We start from the raw sequence: 15,389 nt of genomic DNA, 5'->3' as shown, positions 1-15,389 counted from the left end.
ATGGATATAAACTAGCAAGGGGTCTTGACCCCTTGTCAAAAAATTATGAAAATTAATAAAAATAAGAATAATTTTGGGAGAGAATATGAAAAAAATATTTTGTTTAGCGATTGTTTTAGCAGTTTTTGTGAATGTTAATATATTTTCTGCAACTAAAAAATCAAGTTCGAGTAAAAAAAGTTCATCTAGTCAAATAAATTCAGAGGCAGCACAAGTTGCATTAAAGTTTATAACAGAATATTCATCAATGACAGATAATACAGAATATATGAGAAATACAAAACTTATTACTGAAAAATTAAGAAGTGAATATTTCCAAATTTTTGCAGATGCTTATTTGAATGATGATATAGTGGATGCTGATAGTATTATAGCTGGTCAAGATGCTCCATCAAAATATAAAGTCATTTCTTATAATTCAAAAACTGGTTTAGTAGTAGTTCAAGGAGTAGTAGTTCAAGGAATAGATTGGAAAAGACAAATAAAATTAAAAGTAAAAAAAATAAATGGTAAGTGGCTTGTAGATGGATCAGGAGTGCTTAATATGGATTAAAAATATATAAATATATTGAATAAATTATAAAGATTTTCCCACTTTACTTTTAAAAAAAGTGGAATTAAAGAATAGAGGAGGCTCTTAACGAATGAGTATAAGAGATTTTGACAGTATTCAAATAAAATTGGCATCGCCAGAAAAGATTTTGGAATGGTCGTATGGTGAAATAACAAAAGCCGAAACAATAAATTATAGAACTTTAAAACCTGAAATGGACGGATTATTCTGTGAGAGAATATTTGGGCCGTCTAAGGATTATGAGTGTGCCTGCGGGAAGTATAAGAGAATGCGATACAAAGGCATGGTGTGTGAAAAATGTGGTGTTGAAGTGACAACTTCAAAAGTTAGACGTGAAAGAATGGGACATATTAAACTTGCTACACCGATTGCACATATCTGGTATTCTAAAGGTACGCCTAATAAAATGAGCCTTTTATTGGGAATCAGTACGAAGGAATTGGAATCAGTTCTGTATTTTTCAAGATATATTGTGACTGATCCAGGAGAAACTGGGCTTCAAAAAGGAGAAATCCTGACAGAGCGGGAATATAAACTGCAAGAAAGTCAATTTAAAAACGAATTTACGGCAAAAATGGGAGCTGAAGGAGTTTTAGCCTTACTTGAGGAAATTGATTTGCTTGAATTAGAGAAAAAACTTCAAAATGAAATGGACACAGAACACTCTACTCAAAAAAGAAGAAAAGTTATAAAAAGATTAAAAATAGTAAGAGATTTGATAGAAGCTGGAAATAGACCAGAATGGATGATTATGACTGTGTTACCAGTAATCCCTGCTGATTTACGTCCGATGGTTCAATTAGATGGTGGAAGATTTGCCACTTCTGACTTGAATGACTTGTACAGAAGAGTAATTAACAGAAATATAAGACTTAAAAAATTGATGTCAATAAAAGCTCCTGAAATTGTGATTAAAAATGAAAAAAGAATGCTTCAGGAAGCTGTGGATGCATTAATTGACAATGGTAGACGTGGAAAACCAGTTGTTACACAAAACAACAGGGAATTAAAATCACTTTCTGATATGTTAAAAGGTAAACAAGGTCGTTTTAGACAAAATCTTTTGGGAAAACGTGTGGATTATTCAGGAAGATCGGTTATTGTCGTTGGACCAAGTTTAAAAATGAATCAATGTGGTCTTCCTAAAAAAATGGCACTTGAGCTGTATAAGCCATTTTTGATGAGAGAGCTTGTAAAAAGGGAATTAGCTTCAAATATTAAAGTGGCTAAGAAAATGGTGGAAGAAGAAGATGAAAATGTATGGGAATTGATTGAAGAAATTATTAAAAATCATCCTGTTCTTTTAAACCGTGCTCCAACATTGCATAGACTTTCAATTCAGGCATTTGAGCCAATCTTGATAGAAGGAAAGGCAATAAGACTTCATCCGCTTGTATGTTCTGCATTTAATGCTGATTTTGATGGTGACCAAATGGCAGTACATTTGGTATTGTCACAAGAAGCACAAATGGAAGCAAAATTATTAATGCTTGCAACAAATAACATTATTGCACCGTCAAGTGGTAGACCGATAGCAGTTCCATCACAAGATATGGTAATGGGATGTTATTATATGACAAAGGAAAGAAAAGGTGTAAAAGGAGAAGGAAAATCTTTTTCTAACAAAAATCAGTTAATTACAGCTTACCAAAATGGGCAAGTTGCAGTTCATGCACTTGTAAATGTGAGAATTGACGGACAAACTATTCAAACTACACCTGGGCGTCTTATGTTTAACACAATGCTTCCAAAAGAAGTGAGAGATTATACTAAAACCTTTGGTAAAGGTGAATTAGGGAAATTAATTGCTGGATTATATAAGAAATTTGGATTTGAGAAAACATCAGCATTATTGGATAAAATTAAAGAATTTGGTTTCCATTATGGAACACTTGCTGGAATTACTGTTGGAATTGAAGATCTGGAAATTCCAGAAAGCAAGAAGACTATTTTGGAAAAAGCTGAAAATGAAGTGGCTGAAATTGAAGAGCAATATAAGGCTGGAGAAATCATTGATGCAGAAAGATACAGAAGAACAGTTGCGATTTGGGATGAGGCAGTTTCAAAAGTAACTAAGGATATGATGGACAACTTGGATGAATTTAATCCAGTTTACATGATGGCGAACTCTGGAGCCAGAGGGTCAATTGCACAAATGCGTCAACTTGGTGGAATGCGTGGACTTATGGCAGATACGCAAGGACGTATTATCGAAATGCCAATTAAAGCCAACTTTAGAGAAGGACTTAATATTCTTGAATTCTTTATGTCATCACATGGAGCGAGAAAAGGACTTGCCGATACAGCATTAAGAACGGCGGATTCAGGATATTTGACAAGAAGGCTTGTTGATATTTCACACGAAGTTATTGTAAATCATGATGACTGTGGATGTGAGCATGGAATTGTAGTATCAGACTTGATGGATGCAGGGGAAGTTATTGAAAAATTAAGTGAAAGAATTTACGGAAGAAACTTAGCAACTGACTTGATTCACAATGGAGAGCTTATTGCCAAGAGAAATACTTTAATAACTGATGACTTGATTAAGAAAATCGAAGAACTGGATATTCGTGAAGTGGAAATAAGAACGCCTTTGACTTGTAAATTGGAAAAAGGAGTTTGTAAAAAATGTTACGGACTAGACCTTTCTAACCATAAGGAAATTCTTAAAGGGGAAGCAGTTGGAGTTATTGCGGCACAGTCAATTGGAGAGCCTGGTACACAGCTTACAATGCGTACTTTCCATACTGGAGGGGTAGCAACGGCAGCTTCTGTTCAGTCAGATGCTAAAGCTGATGTTTCTGGAAAAGTTAAATTTAGAGATATTACTACACTTGTAAATGAGGAAGGAAAAGAAATTGTTGTATCACAAAATGGACGTGTAATAATAGGAAAGCATAGATATGAAGTGCCATCAGGTTCGGCTTTACACGTAAAAGACGGAGATACAGTTGAGAAAGGGCAAGTTCTTGTAGAATTTGATCCTTACCAAATACCGATTATTACATCTGAAGAAGGAAAAGTGGAATTTAGGGATATTTACGTAAGAGAAAATATTGACGTAAAATATGGAGTTACTGAAAAAGTTGCGATAAAACCTGTGGAGAGTAATGATGTAAACCCTAGAATTATCATTTATACAAAAGATAACAGAAGAGTTGAATATGCAGTTCCATATGGAGCATATTTGATGGTAAATGAAGGGGATACGGTTAAGAAAGGGCAAGTTATTACTAAAATTTTGAAAACTGGAGAAGGAAATAAGGATATTACTGGAGGTCTTCCTCGTGTGCAGGAATTATTTGAGGCAAGAAATCCTAAAGGAAAAGCTATTCTGTCAGAATTTGCAGGACGTGTAGTATTCTCAGACAAAAAGAAAAAAGGTATGAGATTAATCTTGATTGAAGATCCTGAAAGTGGAGAATTAATTCAGGAATATACAGTTCCAGTGGGAGAACACTTAGTTGTAACTAATGAAATGTTAATTGAAAAAGGTGCCAAAATTACTGACGGACCTGTTTCGCCACATGATATTCTGAAAATAAAAGGGCTTGTAGAAGCACAGCAATTTATTCTTGAATCAGTACAGCAAGTGTATAGAGAACAAGGAGTTGCAGTTAACGACAAACATATTGAAATAATTGTAAAACAAATGTTCCAAAAAATTAAAGTTAAGGAAGCTGGAGATACATTATTCCTAGAAGATGAATTAATTGACAAGAAAATTGTGGAACGTGAAAATGAAATATTAATTTCAAAAGGAAAACGTCCAGCAACATATGAGCCAGTAATTCAAGGTATTACAAAAGCCGCAGTAAATACGGAAAGTTTCATTTCAGCATCATCATTCCAGGAAACAACAAAAGTTCTTGCAAATGCCGCTGTTGAAGGTAAAACAGACAGACTTGAAGGGCTTAAAGAAAATGTAATTATCGGTAAGAAAATACCTGGAGGAACTGGATTTAAAGATTATAGATATTTGGATGCAGTTTTAAAAAATGATGTACTGGAAGAAGAAAATGCAAAAATAGAAGCTGAAGCAAGTGAAGGAAAAATTGAAATAGATGAAACTTTACAAACTGTTAAAGACAACTCAAATAAAATTGAAGAAACAGTAGAAACAGAATAAAATTCAATTTTGAAAATATATTTCTGTTAAGTCAATTTTTGGAAATAAAGAATAAAATATTGTGAATGGGGAGATTTATGAATATGAATTTCCCTTATTCACGTAAAATAAAGGTGGTTTTTTAATGAAAGGAAAATTGATTATTGTTTCAGGACCATCAGGTTCAGGAAAATCAACAGTCACAAAATTAGTAAAAGATAGATTAAATATCCCATTATCGATATCAGCAACAACTCGACAGCCAAGAACCGGAGAAATCAACGGAAAAGATTACTTTTTTTTAACTAAGGAAATATTTGAACAAAAAATAAAAAACGATGAATTTTATGAATATGCAAATGTTCACGGAAATTATTATGGAACATTGAAAGAGGTTGTGGAAAACAACTTAAGCAAAGGATTAAATGTAATTCTGGAAATTGATGTACAAGGTGCATTAATTGCGAAAGAAAAGAAAAAGGATGCTATTCTTGTGTTTTTTAGAACAAAGGATATGGAAACGCTGGAAAATAGGCTTCGTAACAGGAAAACTGATACGGAAGAAGTTATTCAGCTACGTTTGAAAAATGCAGCAAAAGAGCTGGAATATGAACCAAAATATGATTACACTATAATAAATAATGACATTAAGCATTCTTGCCAAGAATTGATAGATATTATTAATTCATAATACACTTGAATCCTTTTAAAATCGGACTAATAATGAGATAATTTTAAAGTTTAAGTAGAATACTTATAATTCTTGAGTTTGATTTTAAGATGATTTTACTAATTAAGAGGAGAATAAAAATGAAAAAAGAAAAAATAACAATAGATGAACTATTGACTAAAATACCTAATAAATACGAACTTGCAATCGTTTCAGGAAAAATTGCAAAAAAGGAATTTGCTAAAGGAAAACAGAAATCAGAAATAATGGATGAAGTTTTTAAGGACATAATGGATGATGAAGTGGAAGTTGTTCGTGAAATTAATGAAGAAAATATGGGAAATTAAAAAAATTTATGTACAAAGTATTGACTATTTAGAAAAATAAATTATACTAATAGTGTAAGTATTTTTTATGGAACTGTGTTTTTTGATGGAGGAATAAAAAATATGTTTTATAGTGAAGAAGAGATACAAAAATTAATTGATAATTTGGATATTGTCGAAGTAATCGGCGAATATGTAAATTTAAAGAAAGCAGGTTCAGATTATAAAGGCTTATCTCCTTTTAAAGATGAAAAAACTCCATCCTTTACAGTCAGTCCAGTAAAAAATATTTTTAAAGACTTTAGTACACAAATTGGCGGAAATGTAATTTCATTTTATATGAAAATTAATGACATTGGCTTTGTTCAGGCGGTAGAGGAATTATCACAGAAATACAATATTCCATTAAAGAAAAGTGGAAAGTCTCAAATAGTTAGTCAGAAAATAAGCGAGAAACAAGCCGAAAACAAAGAATATTTTGAAATAATGAATGAAGCACAGACTTTTTTTGAAAATAATGTGGAAAAATATGAAGAAGCATTAGAGTATATGAAAAATCGGGATTTTTCGCTAGAAGATATGAAAAAATTCAAAATTGGATTTGCTTCTAGTATACGAGATGGATTATTTCAATATCTAATAGAAAAAAATTTTTCAGAAAATAAGATAATGAAGCTGGGACTTGCTAAAAGAAATGAAAATGGAGAAATTTATGACAGTTTTAGAAACAGAATAATTTTTCCAATTTACAATATTGAAGGTAAAATAGTGGCATTTGGGGGACGGATAATTGAGAAAAATTCTAATTTGCCAAAATACCTTAATTCTCCAGATTCACCTATTTTCAAAAAGGGAAGAGAACTTTTTGGAATAAAGTATCAAGGAGGGAATGTCAAGAAAAAAGGTTTTGCTATACTGATGGAAGGTTATCTAGATGTACTGACGGCACAAAAAAATGGATTTGAAAATGCGGTAGCAAGCCTTGGAACAGCCTTTACTGAAGAACAGGCACAACTTCTGAAAAAATATACAGATAAAATTTTGATTGCTTATGATAATGATGAAGCTGGGAGAAATGCCGTAATAAAAGCTGGCTACATTCTAAAAAAATATGATTTTGATATAAAATGTCTTGTCCTAAAAGGTGAAGAAAAGGATCCTGATGAATTTTTACGAAAAAATGGGAAAAAAGCATTTATAGAAGTTGTAAAAGAGTCAAAGGAAATATTTGATTTTTTAATTTTGGAATTTTCAAAGGAAATGGATTTGAAAGATGTAGACAATGTAACTAAATTTATCAGAAAATTTAAGCCTTTTTTTTCAAATGTTACAGATAATCTTAGAAAAAATCTTTATTTACAAAAATTATCAACAGAATTTGGAATTGATGGATTTATTCTAAAAGAAGAATTAGGAAATTTAACACCAGAAAAATCTCCAAAAAAACCAAGAATTTCAAGTGACGAGAATACAGTCAAGTTTAAAAAGCTAAAGGAAGATTTGTATATTGAGCTGGAAAAACAGACATTTATATATTTTTTAAAATGTTATGATTCTGAAAAGCAAAAGTGTGAAAAATTATTAAATAAAAAGTTTAGCTCTTCAATATTTAATAAGTTAGTAGAAGATATGAAAACAATAAATTTCGATATAAGGAAGCTGGATAAAATAGATATTACTAAAGAAGAATCGGAAATAATTATGGGACTGCAGTTTTCTGCAGACAAAGATATTAAAGATAAGGATATTTATTTTAGGGAAATTTATTTTGGATGGATTAAAAGGGAAATAGACGAAGAAAGACAAAAAAGTGATGAAGAGAATGATAAAATAAAAAAACTTGAATTGAAAAAAATATTGTTAAAATTAAAAAATATTAGTAAAATTGACGAAATTGAAAAATTATACGATGAATTTATATTAATAAGGAGATTGGGTTATGTCTGATAAAAAACAAAATTTAAAAAATAGTCTGGCAAATTTTATAAAACAGGCACGAGAACAAAAAGTTGTAAGTTACGAAGAAATAAATTCTGTTTTATCTATTGGATTTTCAACTGAAAAAATTGAACAGTTAATAAAAAAACTGACTGATGACGGTGTTCAAATTGTAGATACTAAAAAAGAAAAAGAGGACTTGTTAAAAGTTCCCGAAACTTTAGCGGACATTGAGAAAATGGAAATATCAGATTTTGAAGATACTCATGACGAATTTGTGGAAAGTGAAATCGACGATTCGGAAGTGGATAAATTATTGCAGACGGATCTATTGAAAATGGCAGAAAGTATGGATGTAGACGAGCCAATAAAAATGTATTTACGTGAAATTGGACAAATTCCATTACTTAGCTATGAAGAAGAAATTGATTATGCTCAAAGAGTGTTAGACGGTGAAGAAGAAGCAAAACAAAAATTAATCGAATCAAACTTAAGACTTGTTGTAAGTATTGCTAAAAAACATACAAATCGTGGATTAAAAATGCTGGATTTAATTCAAGAGGGAAATATGGGGCTTATGAAAGCTGTAGAAAAATTTGAATATGAAAAAGGATTTAAATTTTCCACATATGCGACTTGGTGGATTAGACAGGCGATAACACGTGCGATTGCCGATCAGGGAAGAACTATAAGAATACCTGTTCATATGATTGAAACGATTAACAAAATCAAAAAAGAAAGCCGAATTATTTTACAGGAAACTGGAAAAGAGCCGACAGCGGAAGAGTTGGCTGAAAAACTGGAATTACCAGTAGAAAAGGTAAAAAGTATTCTTGAAATGAATCAGGATCCAATTTCTTTAGAAACACCAGTTGGAAGTGAAGAAGACAGTGAGCTGGGAGATTTTGTTGAAGATGACAAATTTGCAAATCCTTATGACGCGACAACAAGGATTTTGTTAAAAGAACAGCTTGATGAAGTATTAAAAACATTGAATGAGCGTGAGGAGATGGTACTCAGATATAGATATGGACTGGATGATGGCTCACAAAAAACTTTGGAAGAAGTAGGAAAAATTTTTAATGTGACAAGAGAACGTATCAGACAGATTGAGGTTAAAGCGTTAAGAAAATTAAGACATCCAAGCAGAAGAAAAAAATTGGAAGATTACAGGAGCTAAAGTTTTTTAGCTCCTTTTAGATATATATTTAGATTTCTTTAAAATTAACTAATGAAAATAATTGAAAGTGAAATTTGAGTAGAATGTCGTAATTTTTTGAGTTTAGTTTTAAAATAAAATATTATTATAATAAGGGGATAAATAAATGTTAGAAAATATTTTTGAAGATATTAAGAAAAAGGGAAATTTCAGTTTTGAAAAGATAATTGAAAATTATAGCTTAAGTGATGATGAATTTTTTGAATTTCTGAAATTTGTTTATTTGGAAAATATTCCAGAAGTTAGGACTTCTACAGATGGAAGTGATTTTATAGTTTTAGAAGATGAAAATATATTTATTGAAGAAAAAGATACAATAAAATCGTATTTGGAAGACATAAGGGAAAAATACAAGGAACTTGAGAAAAAAAATAGAAATGAAAATGAAGAATTAATTGATAGATACTTGAAAATAGCTGTAAAGGAAAGTCTGCTTTATTCAAAATATGGTTTCTCGTTTTTGGATACAGTTCAGGAAGCTACGCTTGGAATTATTTCAGGAATAAGTTATTTTGATGAAATTAGTCGAATTACTAAAGAACCTGAATTTTTTGTGAAAAATTTTGCTGTAAAGTATATTTTGGAATTTCAGAAAGAACTGCTAAAGGACATTAAATCGTCTGAATTATCGTATATTTTATATTTAAAAGTAAAAGTTGATAAGAGTATGGGCTTTTCAATGGATGAAATCAGCAAGCAAATGAATGTTTCAACAGAATACATTGAACAGCTGGAAAAATTATTTGATGATATTAATCCTGAAGAATTAATTGAAAATACACAGATATTGGAAAAAGCTGATAAAATAACACAAATGTACATTCTGGAAAATATTCCAAAAAAACTGAATTATCTGGATGAACAAATTTTAGTAATGGCTTATGGGCTTGATGACAGAGTTTACACAGAAAAGGAAATTGCCAAATCCTTAAATATCGCAAGTCATAATGTGAATATTTTAAAGGAAAAAGCACTTAATAAATTGTCAATTGATTTGATGAGAAATGATTTTGTGGAAAATAATGAAGAAACAAATTACATAGTAAATTAGACATATGAAAGGAAATAATAATTATGAAATTATGGGAAATAATGGGAGAATTACATACACTCTTTAATCCAAAAATAGCTGAAGAGTGGGATAATGTTGGACTTTTGATAGGAGATAATACAAAAGATGTTAATAAAGTTTTATTTTGTCTGGATGTTACAGAAAAAGTTATAGAGAAATCTATAAAGAATAACGTAGACTTAATAATTTCACATCATCCAGTAATTTTTTCAGGATTTAAAAAAGTTACAAATGAAACTTTACATGGAAGAAAACTACTAAAATTAATAGAAAATAAAATAGCAGTTTATTCAATTCATACAAATGCAGATTTTGCAATTAATGGATTAAATGACTTCATAATGGATAAATTTAATTTGGAAGGAGAAAAAATAATTGTAAATGAACATAAATTTGAAGATTATAATTCAATAAAAAATAAAATGGAACACGTACATGGCGGACTTGCCAGAATTAAAATATTAAATGAAAAAATGAAATTAGAAGATTTGCTTGAAAAAATAAAAGACGCACTTGGGATAAGCTATGTGAGATATGTTGGAGATAAAAATTCCTATGTAAAAAAAATAGGGCTGGTTACAGGCGGTGGAAGTTCATTTATGTACGATATTGCTGATAAAATTGATGTTTTTTTGACAGGAGACTTGCGATACCATGAATCTTTGGATGCTTTAGAAGAAGGAAGAATTCTTGTAGATGTTGGTCATTTAGAAAGTGAATATCTATTTGTAGATATGATGGAACAGAAAATGAGAAAATTTTTTAATGGAGAAATGATATGTCATTTTGAAGATGAAGTATTTAAATTAGGATAATGTTTCTTTGAAAAACTAAGAATAAAAAATAAAAATATCCTTAAAATTGCTAAAAAAATTTTGAATATTTAGGACAAAGTGCTATAATACGTTTATATAATTTTAAAAATTTGATTATCAAACGAATTTAGTCAAAATTTTAAAAGTAAAAAACTATAGAAAGAAGGAAAATCTTTATGGAAAAAAGACACACAAGCTGGTACAGCAAATTTAAAGCTTTCGGTCCTGGTATTCTTATGGCTTCAGCAGCTATTGGAGGTTCTCATATCGTGGCTTCTACACAAGCGGGAGCATTATATGGATGGCAATTAGCAATTATCGTTATTTTAGTCAATATTTTTAAATATCCATTTTTCCGTTTTGGGACTCAATATACATTGGAACGTAAGCATTCGTTAATTGAAGGATATGAAGAAAAGGGAAAAATTTACTTATGGGTATTCTTTATTATGAATATATTTTCTGCAGTTATTAACGTTGCGGCAATAGGTATTTTGACGGCGGCAATTTTGGCAAATATTCTGAAATTGACATTTCTAAGCAGCCTTACACCTGCGGCAATGGCTTCAATGATTAACATACTTACTACAATTGTTCTTGTAGGCTCGCTTGCAATGATGGTTTTTGGAGGTTACAAACTTTTAGACAGCTCTTCAAAATTTATCGTTATTTCATTGACAGTTGCTACAATTGTTGCAGTTGTTATCGCATTGTTCAAACAACATCCTATGGCACCTGGCTTTGTTGCCCCATCTCCTTGGAAACTTGCGGCATTGCCATTTATCGTATCATTAATGGGATGGATGCCTGCCCCAATTGAAATTTCCGCAATTAATTCGATGTGGACAGTTGAAAAACAGCAGAATATGAAAGTTCCTCATAAAATCGCCATGCTTGATTTTAATGTAGGTTACTGGGTTACAACAATTCTAGCTTTTGTTTTTCTAGCATTAGGGGCATTAATTCAATATGGTACAGGTACAGCGATTAAAGGGGCAAGTGCAGCTTATATTGCTCAGTTTATCAAGATGTATTCAAGTGTAATTGGAAGCTGGTCAGGACTTCTTATTGCGTTTATTGCGTTCATGTGTATTTTTGGGACGACAATCACAGTTGTAGACGGTTATTCACGTGCCAATGCTGAATGCCTTAGATTAATTATGAAAAAGGGAGAAGTTAAGACATCTCACTTTAATATATGGATGACAGTAACAGTAGCTATAGCAATGATTATAGTATTTTTCTTTGCTGGAAATGTAGCTGCGATGATGAATTTTGCTATGATATTCTCATTTGTTTCAGCTCCAGTATACTCGTATCTTAATTTTTCACTGGTTAAAGATAACAGTAGACTGCCTGTCTGGCTATGGTTTTTATCAGTTGCAGGAATTATTTATTTAACAGGATTTACACTATTTTTTCTTGTTTATTTATCTGGAATTTTAAAATAAATAAAAATAATATATTTTTAAGTCGGGATTATTCCCGATTTTTTTTTAAGTAAAAAATAGAATTTTCTCACTACTCTTTAAATATAGATTATTAATTAAAATTTTAATATCAAATTATAAAAATGAAATAAATATAAACTTTGAATAAGATAATCATAACTTTTGAATTTGATATTATTATAAACAGTTTTATCAATAAATTTACAAATGAAAAACTAATATAAAAATGATATATTATTTCTTGAAATTTATTAGATATAGAAAGAGGAAAGAAATAGAATGAAAAAGAAAATTAGTAACAATAGTAAAAAAGTAATATTTTCTATGGCATTTTTAGCACTATCATCGCTTTCATTTGCTGATGGTGCAGATTATCGAGATTATAAAGCATTGCTAATTGGAGATGTCAATGGAAATATTATAAAAGAAGACAACAGTTTAGCTGTTAGACCGTTAGCTTCAGTAACAAAAATTATGACATCAATATTGACACTGGATAAAATAAAAAGCGGAATGATTTCTTATGATGATAAGGTTACAGTTTCATCAAAAGCAGCATCAGTTCCTTATGGAATAAAATTAACGGCTGGAAAGCAATATACAGTAAGAGATTTATTAAAAGCAACAATTATCAAATCATCAAACAATGCCGCATATGCACTTGCTGAATATGTTGGAGGAAATGTGCCAAACTTTGTACAATCAATGAATGAAAAAGCTAGAAGTTATGGACTGGAGTCACTCAGATACTGTTCACCACACGGACTTCCGCCTAGCTATACAGGTTCATGCATGGATCAGGGAAATGCAAAAGACTTATACAAATTAGCTCAAATTACAGTAAAAGATTACAGCGAATATTTAAACTTTTCAAAAAATAAAACAGATTACGTAGATAATGGAAACACAAAAGTAACATCAACAAATTCACTTCTAGGAAATGTATTAGGAGTAGACGGAATTAAGACAGGCTACCATAATGCAGCAGGTTCAAATATTGTTCTGACAGCAGACAGAGGCGGAGAAAGAATGATAGCAATTATTTTAGGATCAAATAGGGCAAAAGACAGAAATGCAATAGGAACAAAAGAAATTAACGATTATTATGCCAACGGCTATGCAAGAAAAAACAAAAATTATAACACAAATAATGTTGCTAGTGCAACTCATGCTGTTGACAGTTATGATAATATTGAGACATATAACGCAAACACTTCAAAAGAAACTAAAGAGCCTAAAAAAGATAATTTTATTAATAAGTTCCTTAATAAATTTATGAAAAAAAATGACAGTGATTCTGAATCTTCTGCAAGAAAAATGAAAATTATAAATAAAAATGACGTAATAGCGATAGCCACAATTGAAAATGAAAAATATAACTTATATCCATCAAGAGATGTGGAAATAACGGCAACTCAACGTCCAAATTTAAAATACACTGTAAATATAAATTCAGGAGTATCTAAAAATAGTAAAGGTAAAATTGTAGGAACATATGTTGCAACAGACGGAACCTTGACTTACAGCGGAGAACTAATTATGAAATAAAATAAAAAAGAGCTGTTTTTTTAAACGGCTCAATTTTTTGTTTAAACTACTTATAAATTTATACGGGAAAGGAAATAAATAAAATGTCAATTGGTGTATTCGATTCGGGAATCGGTGGACTTACAGTCTTAAAAGAGATTAGAAAAGTATTGCCAAATGAAAAAATATATTATTTTGGTGATACGGCAAGAGTTCCCTACGGAGAAAAAACAAAAGAGTTAATTATACGATATTCAAAAGAAATAGTAGAATTTTTATTAGAAAAGGATGTAAGTGCTATTGTAGTAGCTTGTAATACAGCGACAGCTCTTGCTTTAAAAGAGTTAAAGGAGATTTTCAAAATTCCAATTATTGGAGTAATTGAAGCAGGTGCAAGAACAGCAATAAATACCACTAAAAATGGCAAAATCGGAGTTATAGGAACAAAAGCAACTATAAATTCGGAAAAATATACAGAAGAAATAAAACTTTTTAATGCAGAAGCAGAAGTTTTTCAAAAAGCCTGTCCACTGTTTGTTCCAGCAGTAGAAGAAGGAATTTTGAACGGTAAACTTGTAAATCAAATAATAAAAACATATTTAGATGATTTTAATGAAAAAATAGATACATTAATATTAGGCTGCACCCATTATCCTTTATTAAAAGAAGCAATCAGTAAAATTTATCCGAATATAAAAATAGTGGATCCTGCAAAAGAAACTGCATTAGATTTAAAAGAAATATTGAAAGAAAATAAATTTTTAAAAAATGATGCTCAAAAAAATGAAGAAGTAAAATACTATGTAACGGATGGAAAAGAAAAATTTAAAGAAATAGGAATTATGTTTTTGGAAGAAAATATCCCAACAGTAGAATTAATAAAATTATAATTAAAAGAAAGGAAAAAAATGTTTGAATATATTTGTGGGAAATTATCTGTAAAAAAAATTGATTATGTAGCACTTGATATAAATGGATTAGCATACAAAATTTACATATCACTAAAAACATTTGAAAAAATGTCCAATATTGAAAGTACAGAAAAATTATACATTCATACAAACGTAAAAGAAGATAATATTTCTCTTTATGGATTTAAAACTCAAAATGAAAGAGAGCTTTTCAAAGCTCTAATAAGTGTAAACGGCGTAGGACCTAAACTGGCGATAGCAATACTTTCAACTTTCAATACAAAAGAAATTGTTGACATTATTTTAGAAAATGAACCCAAAATTTTTATAAAAGTTCCTGGATTAGGAATAAAAAAAGCACAAAAAATAATTTTAGATTTAAAAGATAAAGTAAAAAAACTAGAATTTTCTGAAATAATTAATGAAAATAGTAATACATTAAATGGAAACAATATATCTAGTTCTGAAATTTTATTAATGAAAGAAGACTTAAAACTAGCTTTGGAATCTTTAGGATATGCAGATACAGATGTATCAAAATGGATAAAAAATGATGAGTTAATTAAAATAAAAAATATAAGTGAAGCTATAAAAATAATCTTGAAGAGAATACAAAAATAATAATTCTAAATATTTTTAAGTTATCTTTTATATGAAAATACATTATAATTAAAGAGTTTAGGAGATATTTATAGAACAAAAAATAAATATTAGTAGAGAAAAAATTATATTTTTAGCAAAAAAAAATTTACATATCTTGAATAATGTTATATAA

The 15,389-nt window shown here is 29.9% G+C and carries 12 protein-coding genes; all 12 read left to right on the top strand.

All coding sequences use genetic code 11. The features are described from left to right. Window positions 1–85: 85 nt before the first annotated feature. The 12 genes from LEBU_RS09365 to ruvA all read left to right on the top strand — a co-directional run bounded on the left by LEBU_RS09365 (window position 86) and on the right by ruvA (window position 15,235). Complete coding sequence (locus LEBU_RS09365; protein ID WP_015770095.1) at window positions 86–553, top strand: DUF3828 domain-containing protein; 468 nt, start codon at window positions 86–88, stop codon at window positions 551–553. A 91-nt stretch (window positions 554–644) separates the two neighbouring features. Next, window positions 645–4,706, top strand: coding sequence for a DNA-directed RNA polymerase subunit beta' (gene rpoC, locus LEBU_RS09360; RefSeq protein ID WP_015770094.1), 4,062 nt, complete (start codon window positions 645–647; stop codon window positions 4,704–4,706). A gap of 124 nt (window positions 4,707–4,830) precedes the next feature. Then, complete coding sequence (gene gmk / locus LEBU_RS09355; protein ID WP_015770093.1) at window positions 4,831–5,376, top strand: guanylate kinase; 546 nt, start codon at window positions 4,831–4,833, stop codon at window positions 5,374–5,376. 119 nt (window positions 5,377–5,495) lie between these two features. Beyond that, window positions 5,496–5,702 (top strand): DNA-directed RNA polymerase subunit omega, encoded by a 207-nt coding sequence (gene rpoZ, locus LEBU_RS09350; protein ID WP_015770092.1) that lies wholly within the window; start codon window positions 5,496–5,498, stop codon window positions 5,700–5,702. Window positions 5,703–5,804: 102 nt separating this feature from the next. Continuing rightward, window positions 5,805–7,628 (top strand): DNA primase, encoded by a 1,824-nt coding sequence (dnaG, locus tag LEBU_RS09345; RefSeq protein ID WP_015770091.1) that lies wholly within the window; start codon window positions 5,805–5,807, stop codon window positions 7,626–7,628. Next, on the top strand, window positions 7,621–8,799 hold the full coding sequence (gene rpoD, locus LEBU_RS09340) for an RNA polymerase sigma factor RpoD (RefSeq protein WP_015770090.1): 1,179 nt from the start codon (window positions 7,621–7,623) through the stop codon (window positions 8,797–8,799). The genes dnaG and rpoD overlap by 8 nt, the downstream gene beginning before the upstream one ends. A 145-nt stretch (window positions 8,800–8,944) precedes the next feature. After that, window positions 8,945–9,889 (top strand): sigma-70 family RNA polymerase sigma factor, encoded by a 945-nt coding sequence (locus LEBU_RS09335; protein WP_015770089.1) that lies wholly within the window; start codon window positions 8,945–8,947, stop codon window positions 9,887–9,889. A gap of 23 nt (window positions 9,890–9,912) precedes the next feature. Then, entirely contained in the window at window positions 9,913–10,725 is an 813-nt protein-coding gene (locus tag LEBU_RS09330; protein WP_015770088.1) for a Nif3-like dinuclear metal center hexameric protein, read from the top strand. A 176-nt stretch (window positions 10,726–10,901) separates the two neighbouring features. Then, window positions 10,902–12,176: an NRAMP family divalent metal transporter gene (locus LEBU_RS09325; RefSeq protein ID WP_015770087.1), complete on the top strand. Its 1,275-nt coding sequence runs from the start codon at window positions 10,902–10,904 to the stop codon at window positions 12,174–12,176. 279 nt (window positions 12,177–12,455) lie between these two features. Beyond that, window positions 12,456–13,724, top strand: coding sequence for a D-alanyl-D-alanine carboxypeptidase family protein (locus tag LEBU_RS09320; protein WP_015770086.1), 1,269 nt, complete (start codon window positions 12,456–12,458; stop codon window positions 13,722–13,724). An 83-nt stretch (window positions 13,725–13,807) separates the two neighbouring features. Beyond that, window positions 13,808–14,593, top strand: coding sequence for a glutamate racemase (murI, locus tag LEBU_RS09315; RefSeq protein WP_015770085.1), 786 nt, complete (start codon window positions 13,808–13,810; stop codon window positions 14,591–14,593). An 18-nt stretch (window positions 14,594–14,611) separates the two neighbouring features. After that, window positions 14,612–15,235, top strand: coding sequence for a Holliday junction branch migration protein RuvA (gene ruvA, locus LEBU_RS09310; RefSeq protein WP_015770084.1), 624 nt, complete (start codon window positions 14,612–14,614; stop codon window positions 15,233–15,235). Window positions 15,236–15,389 lie beyond the last annotated feature (154 nt).

Origin of the sequence: Leptotrichia buccalis C-1013-b (assembly GCF_000023905.1) — a bacterium.
GTDB lineage: Bacteria > Fusobacteriota > Fusobacteriia > Fusobacteriales > Leptotrichiaceae > Leptotrichia > Leptotrichia buccalis.
Note: the sequence above shows the minus strand (reverse complement) of the source record. Positions and strands in the feature narration are given on the sequence as shown.

Excerpts from the sequence above, each read along its gene's own strand:
- LEBU_RS09365 (WP_015770095.1), top strand. The coding sequence starts at position 86 with ATGAAAAAAATATTTTGTTTAGCGATTGTTTTAGCAGTTTTTGTGAAT.
- rpoC (WP_015770094.1), top strand. The coding sequence starts at position 645 with ATGAGTATAAGAGATTTTGACAGTATTCAAATAAAATTGGCATCGCCA.
- gmk (WP_015770093.1), top strand. The coding sequence starts at position 4,831 with ATGAAAGGAAAATTGATTATTGTTTCAGGACCATCAGGTTCAGGAAAA.
- rpoZ (WP_015770092.1), top strand. The coding sequence starts at position 5,496 with ATGAAAAAAGAAAAAATAACAATAGATGAACTATTGACTAAAATACCT.
- dnaG (WP_015770091.1), top strand. The coding sequence starts at position 5,805 with ATGTTTTATAGTGAAGAAGAGATACAAAAATTAATTGATAATTTGGAT.
- rpoD (WP_015770090.1), top strand. The coding sequence starts at position 7,621 with ATGTCTGATAAAAAACAAAATTTAAAAAATAGTCTGGCAAATTTTATA.
- LEBU_RS09335 (WP_015770089.1), top strand. The coding sequence starts at position 8,945 with ATGTTAGAAAATATTTTTGAAGATATTAAGAAAAAGGGAAATTTCAGT.
- LEBU_RS09330 (WP_015770088.1), top strand. The coding sequence starts at position 9,913 with ATGAAATTATGGGAAATAATGGGAGAATTACATACACTCTTTAATCCA.
- LEBU_RS09325 (WP_015770087.1), top strand. The coding sequence starts at position 10,902 with ATGGAAAAAAGACACACAAGCTGGTACAGCAAATTTAAAGCTTTCGGT.
- LEBU_RS09320 (WP_015770086.1), top strand. The coding sequence starts at position 12,456 with ATGAAAAAGAAAATTAGTAACAATAGTAAAAAAGTAATATTTTCTATG.
- murI (WP_015770085.1), top strand. The coding sequence starts at position 13,808 with ATGTCAATTGGTGTATTCGATTCGGGAATCGGTGGACTTACAGTCTTA.
- ruvA (WP_015770084.1), top strand. The coding sequence starts at position 14,612 with ATGTTTGAATATATTTGTGGGAAATTATCTGTAAAAAAAATTGATTAT.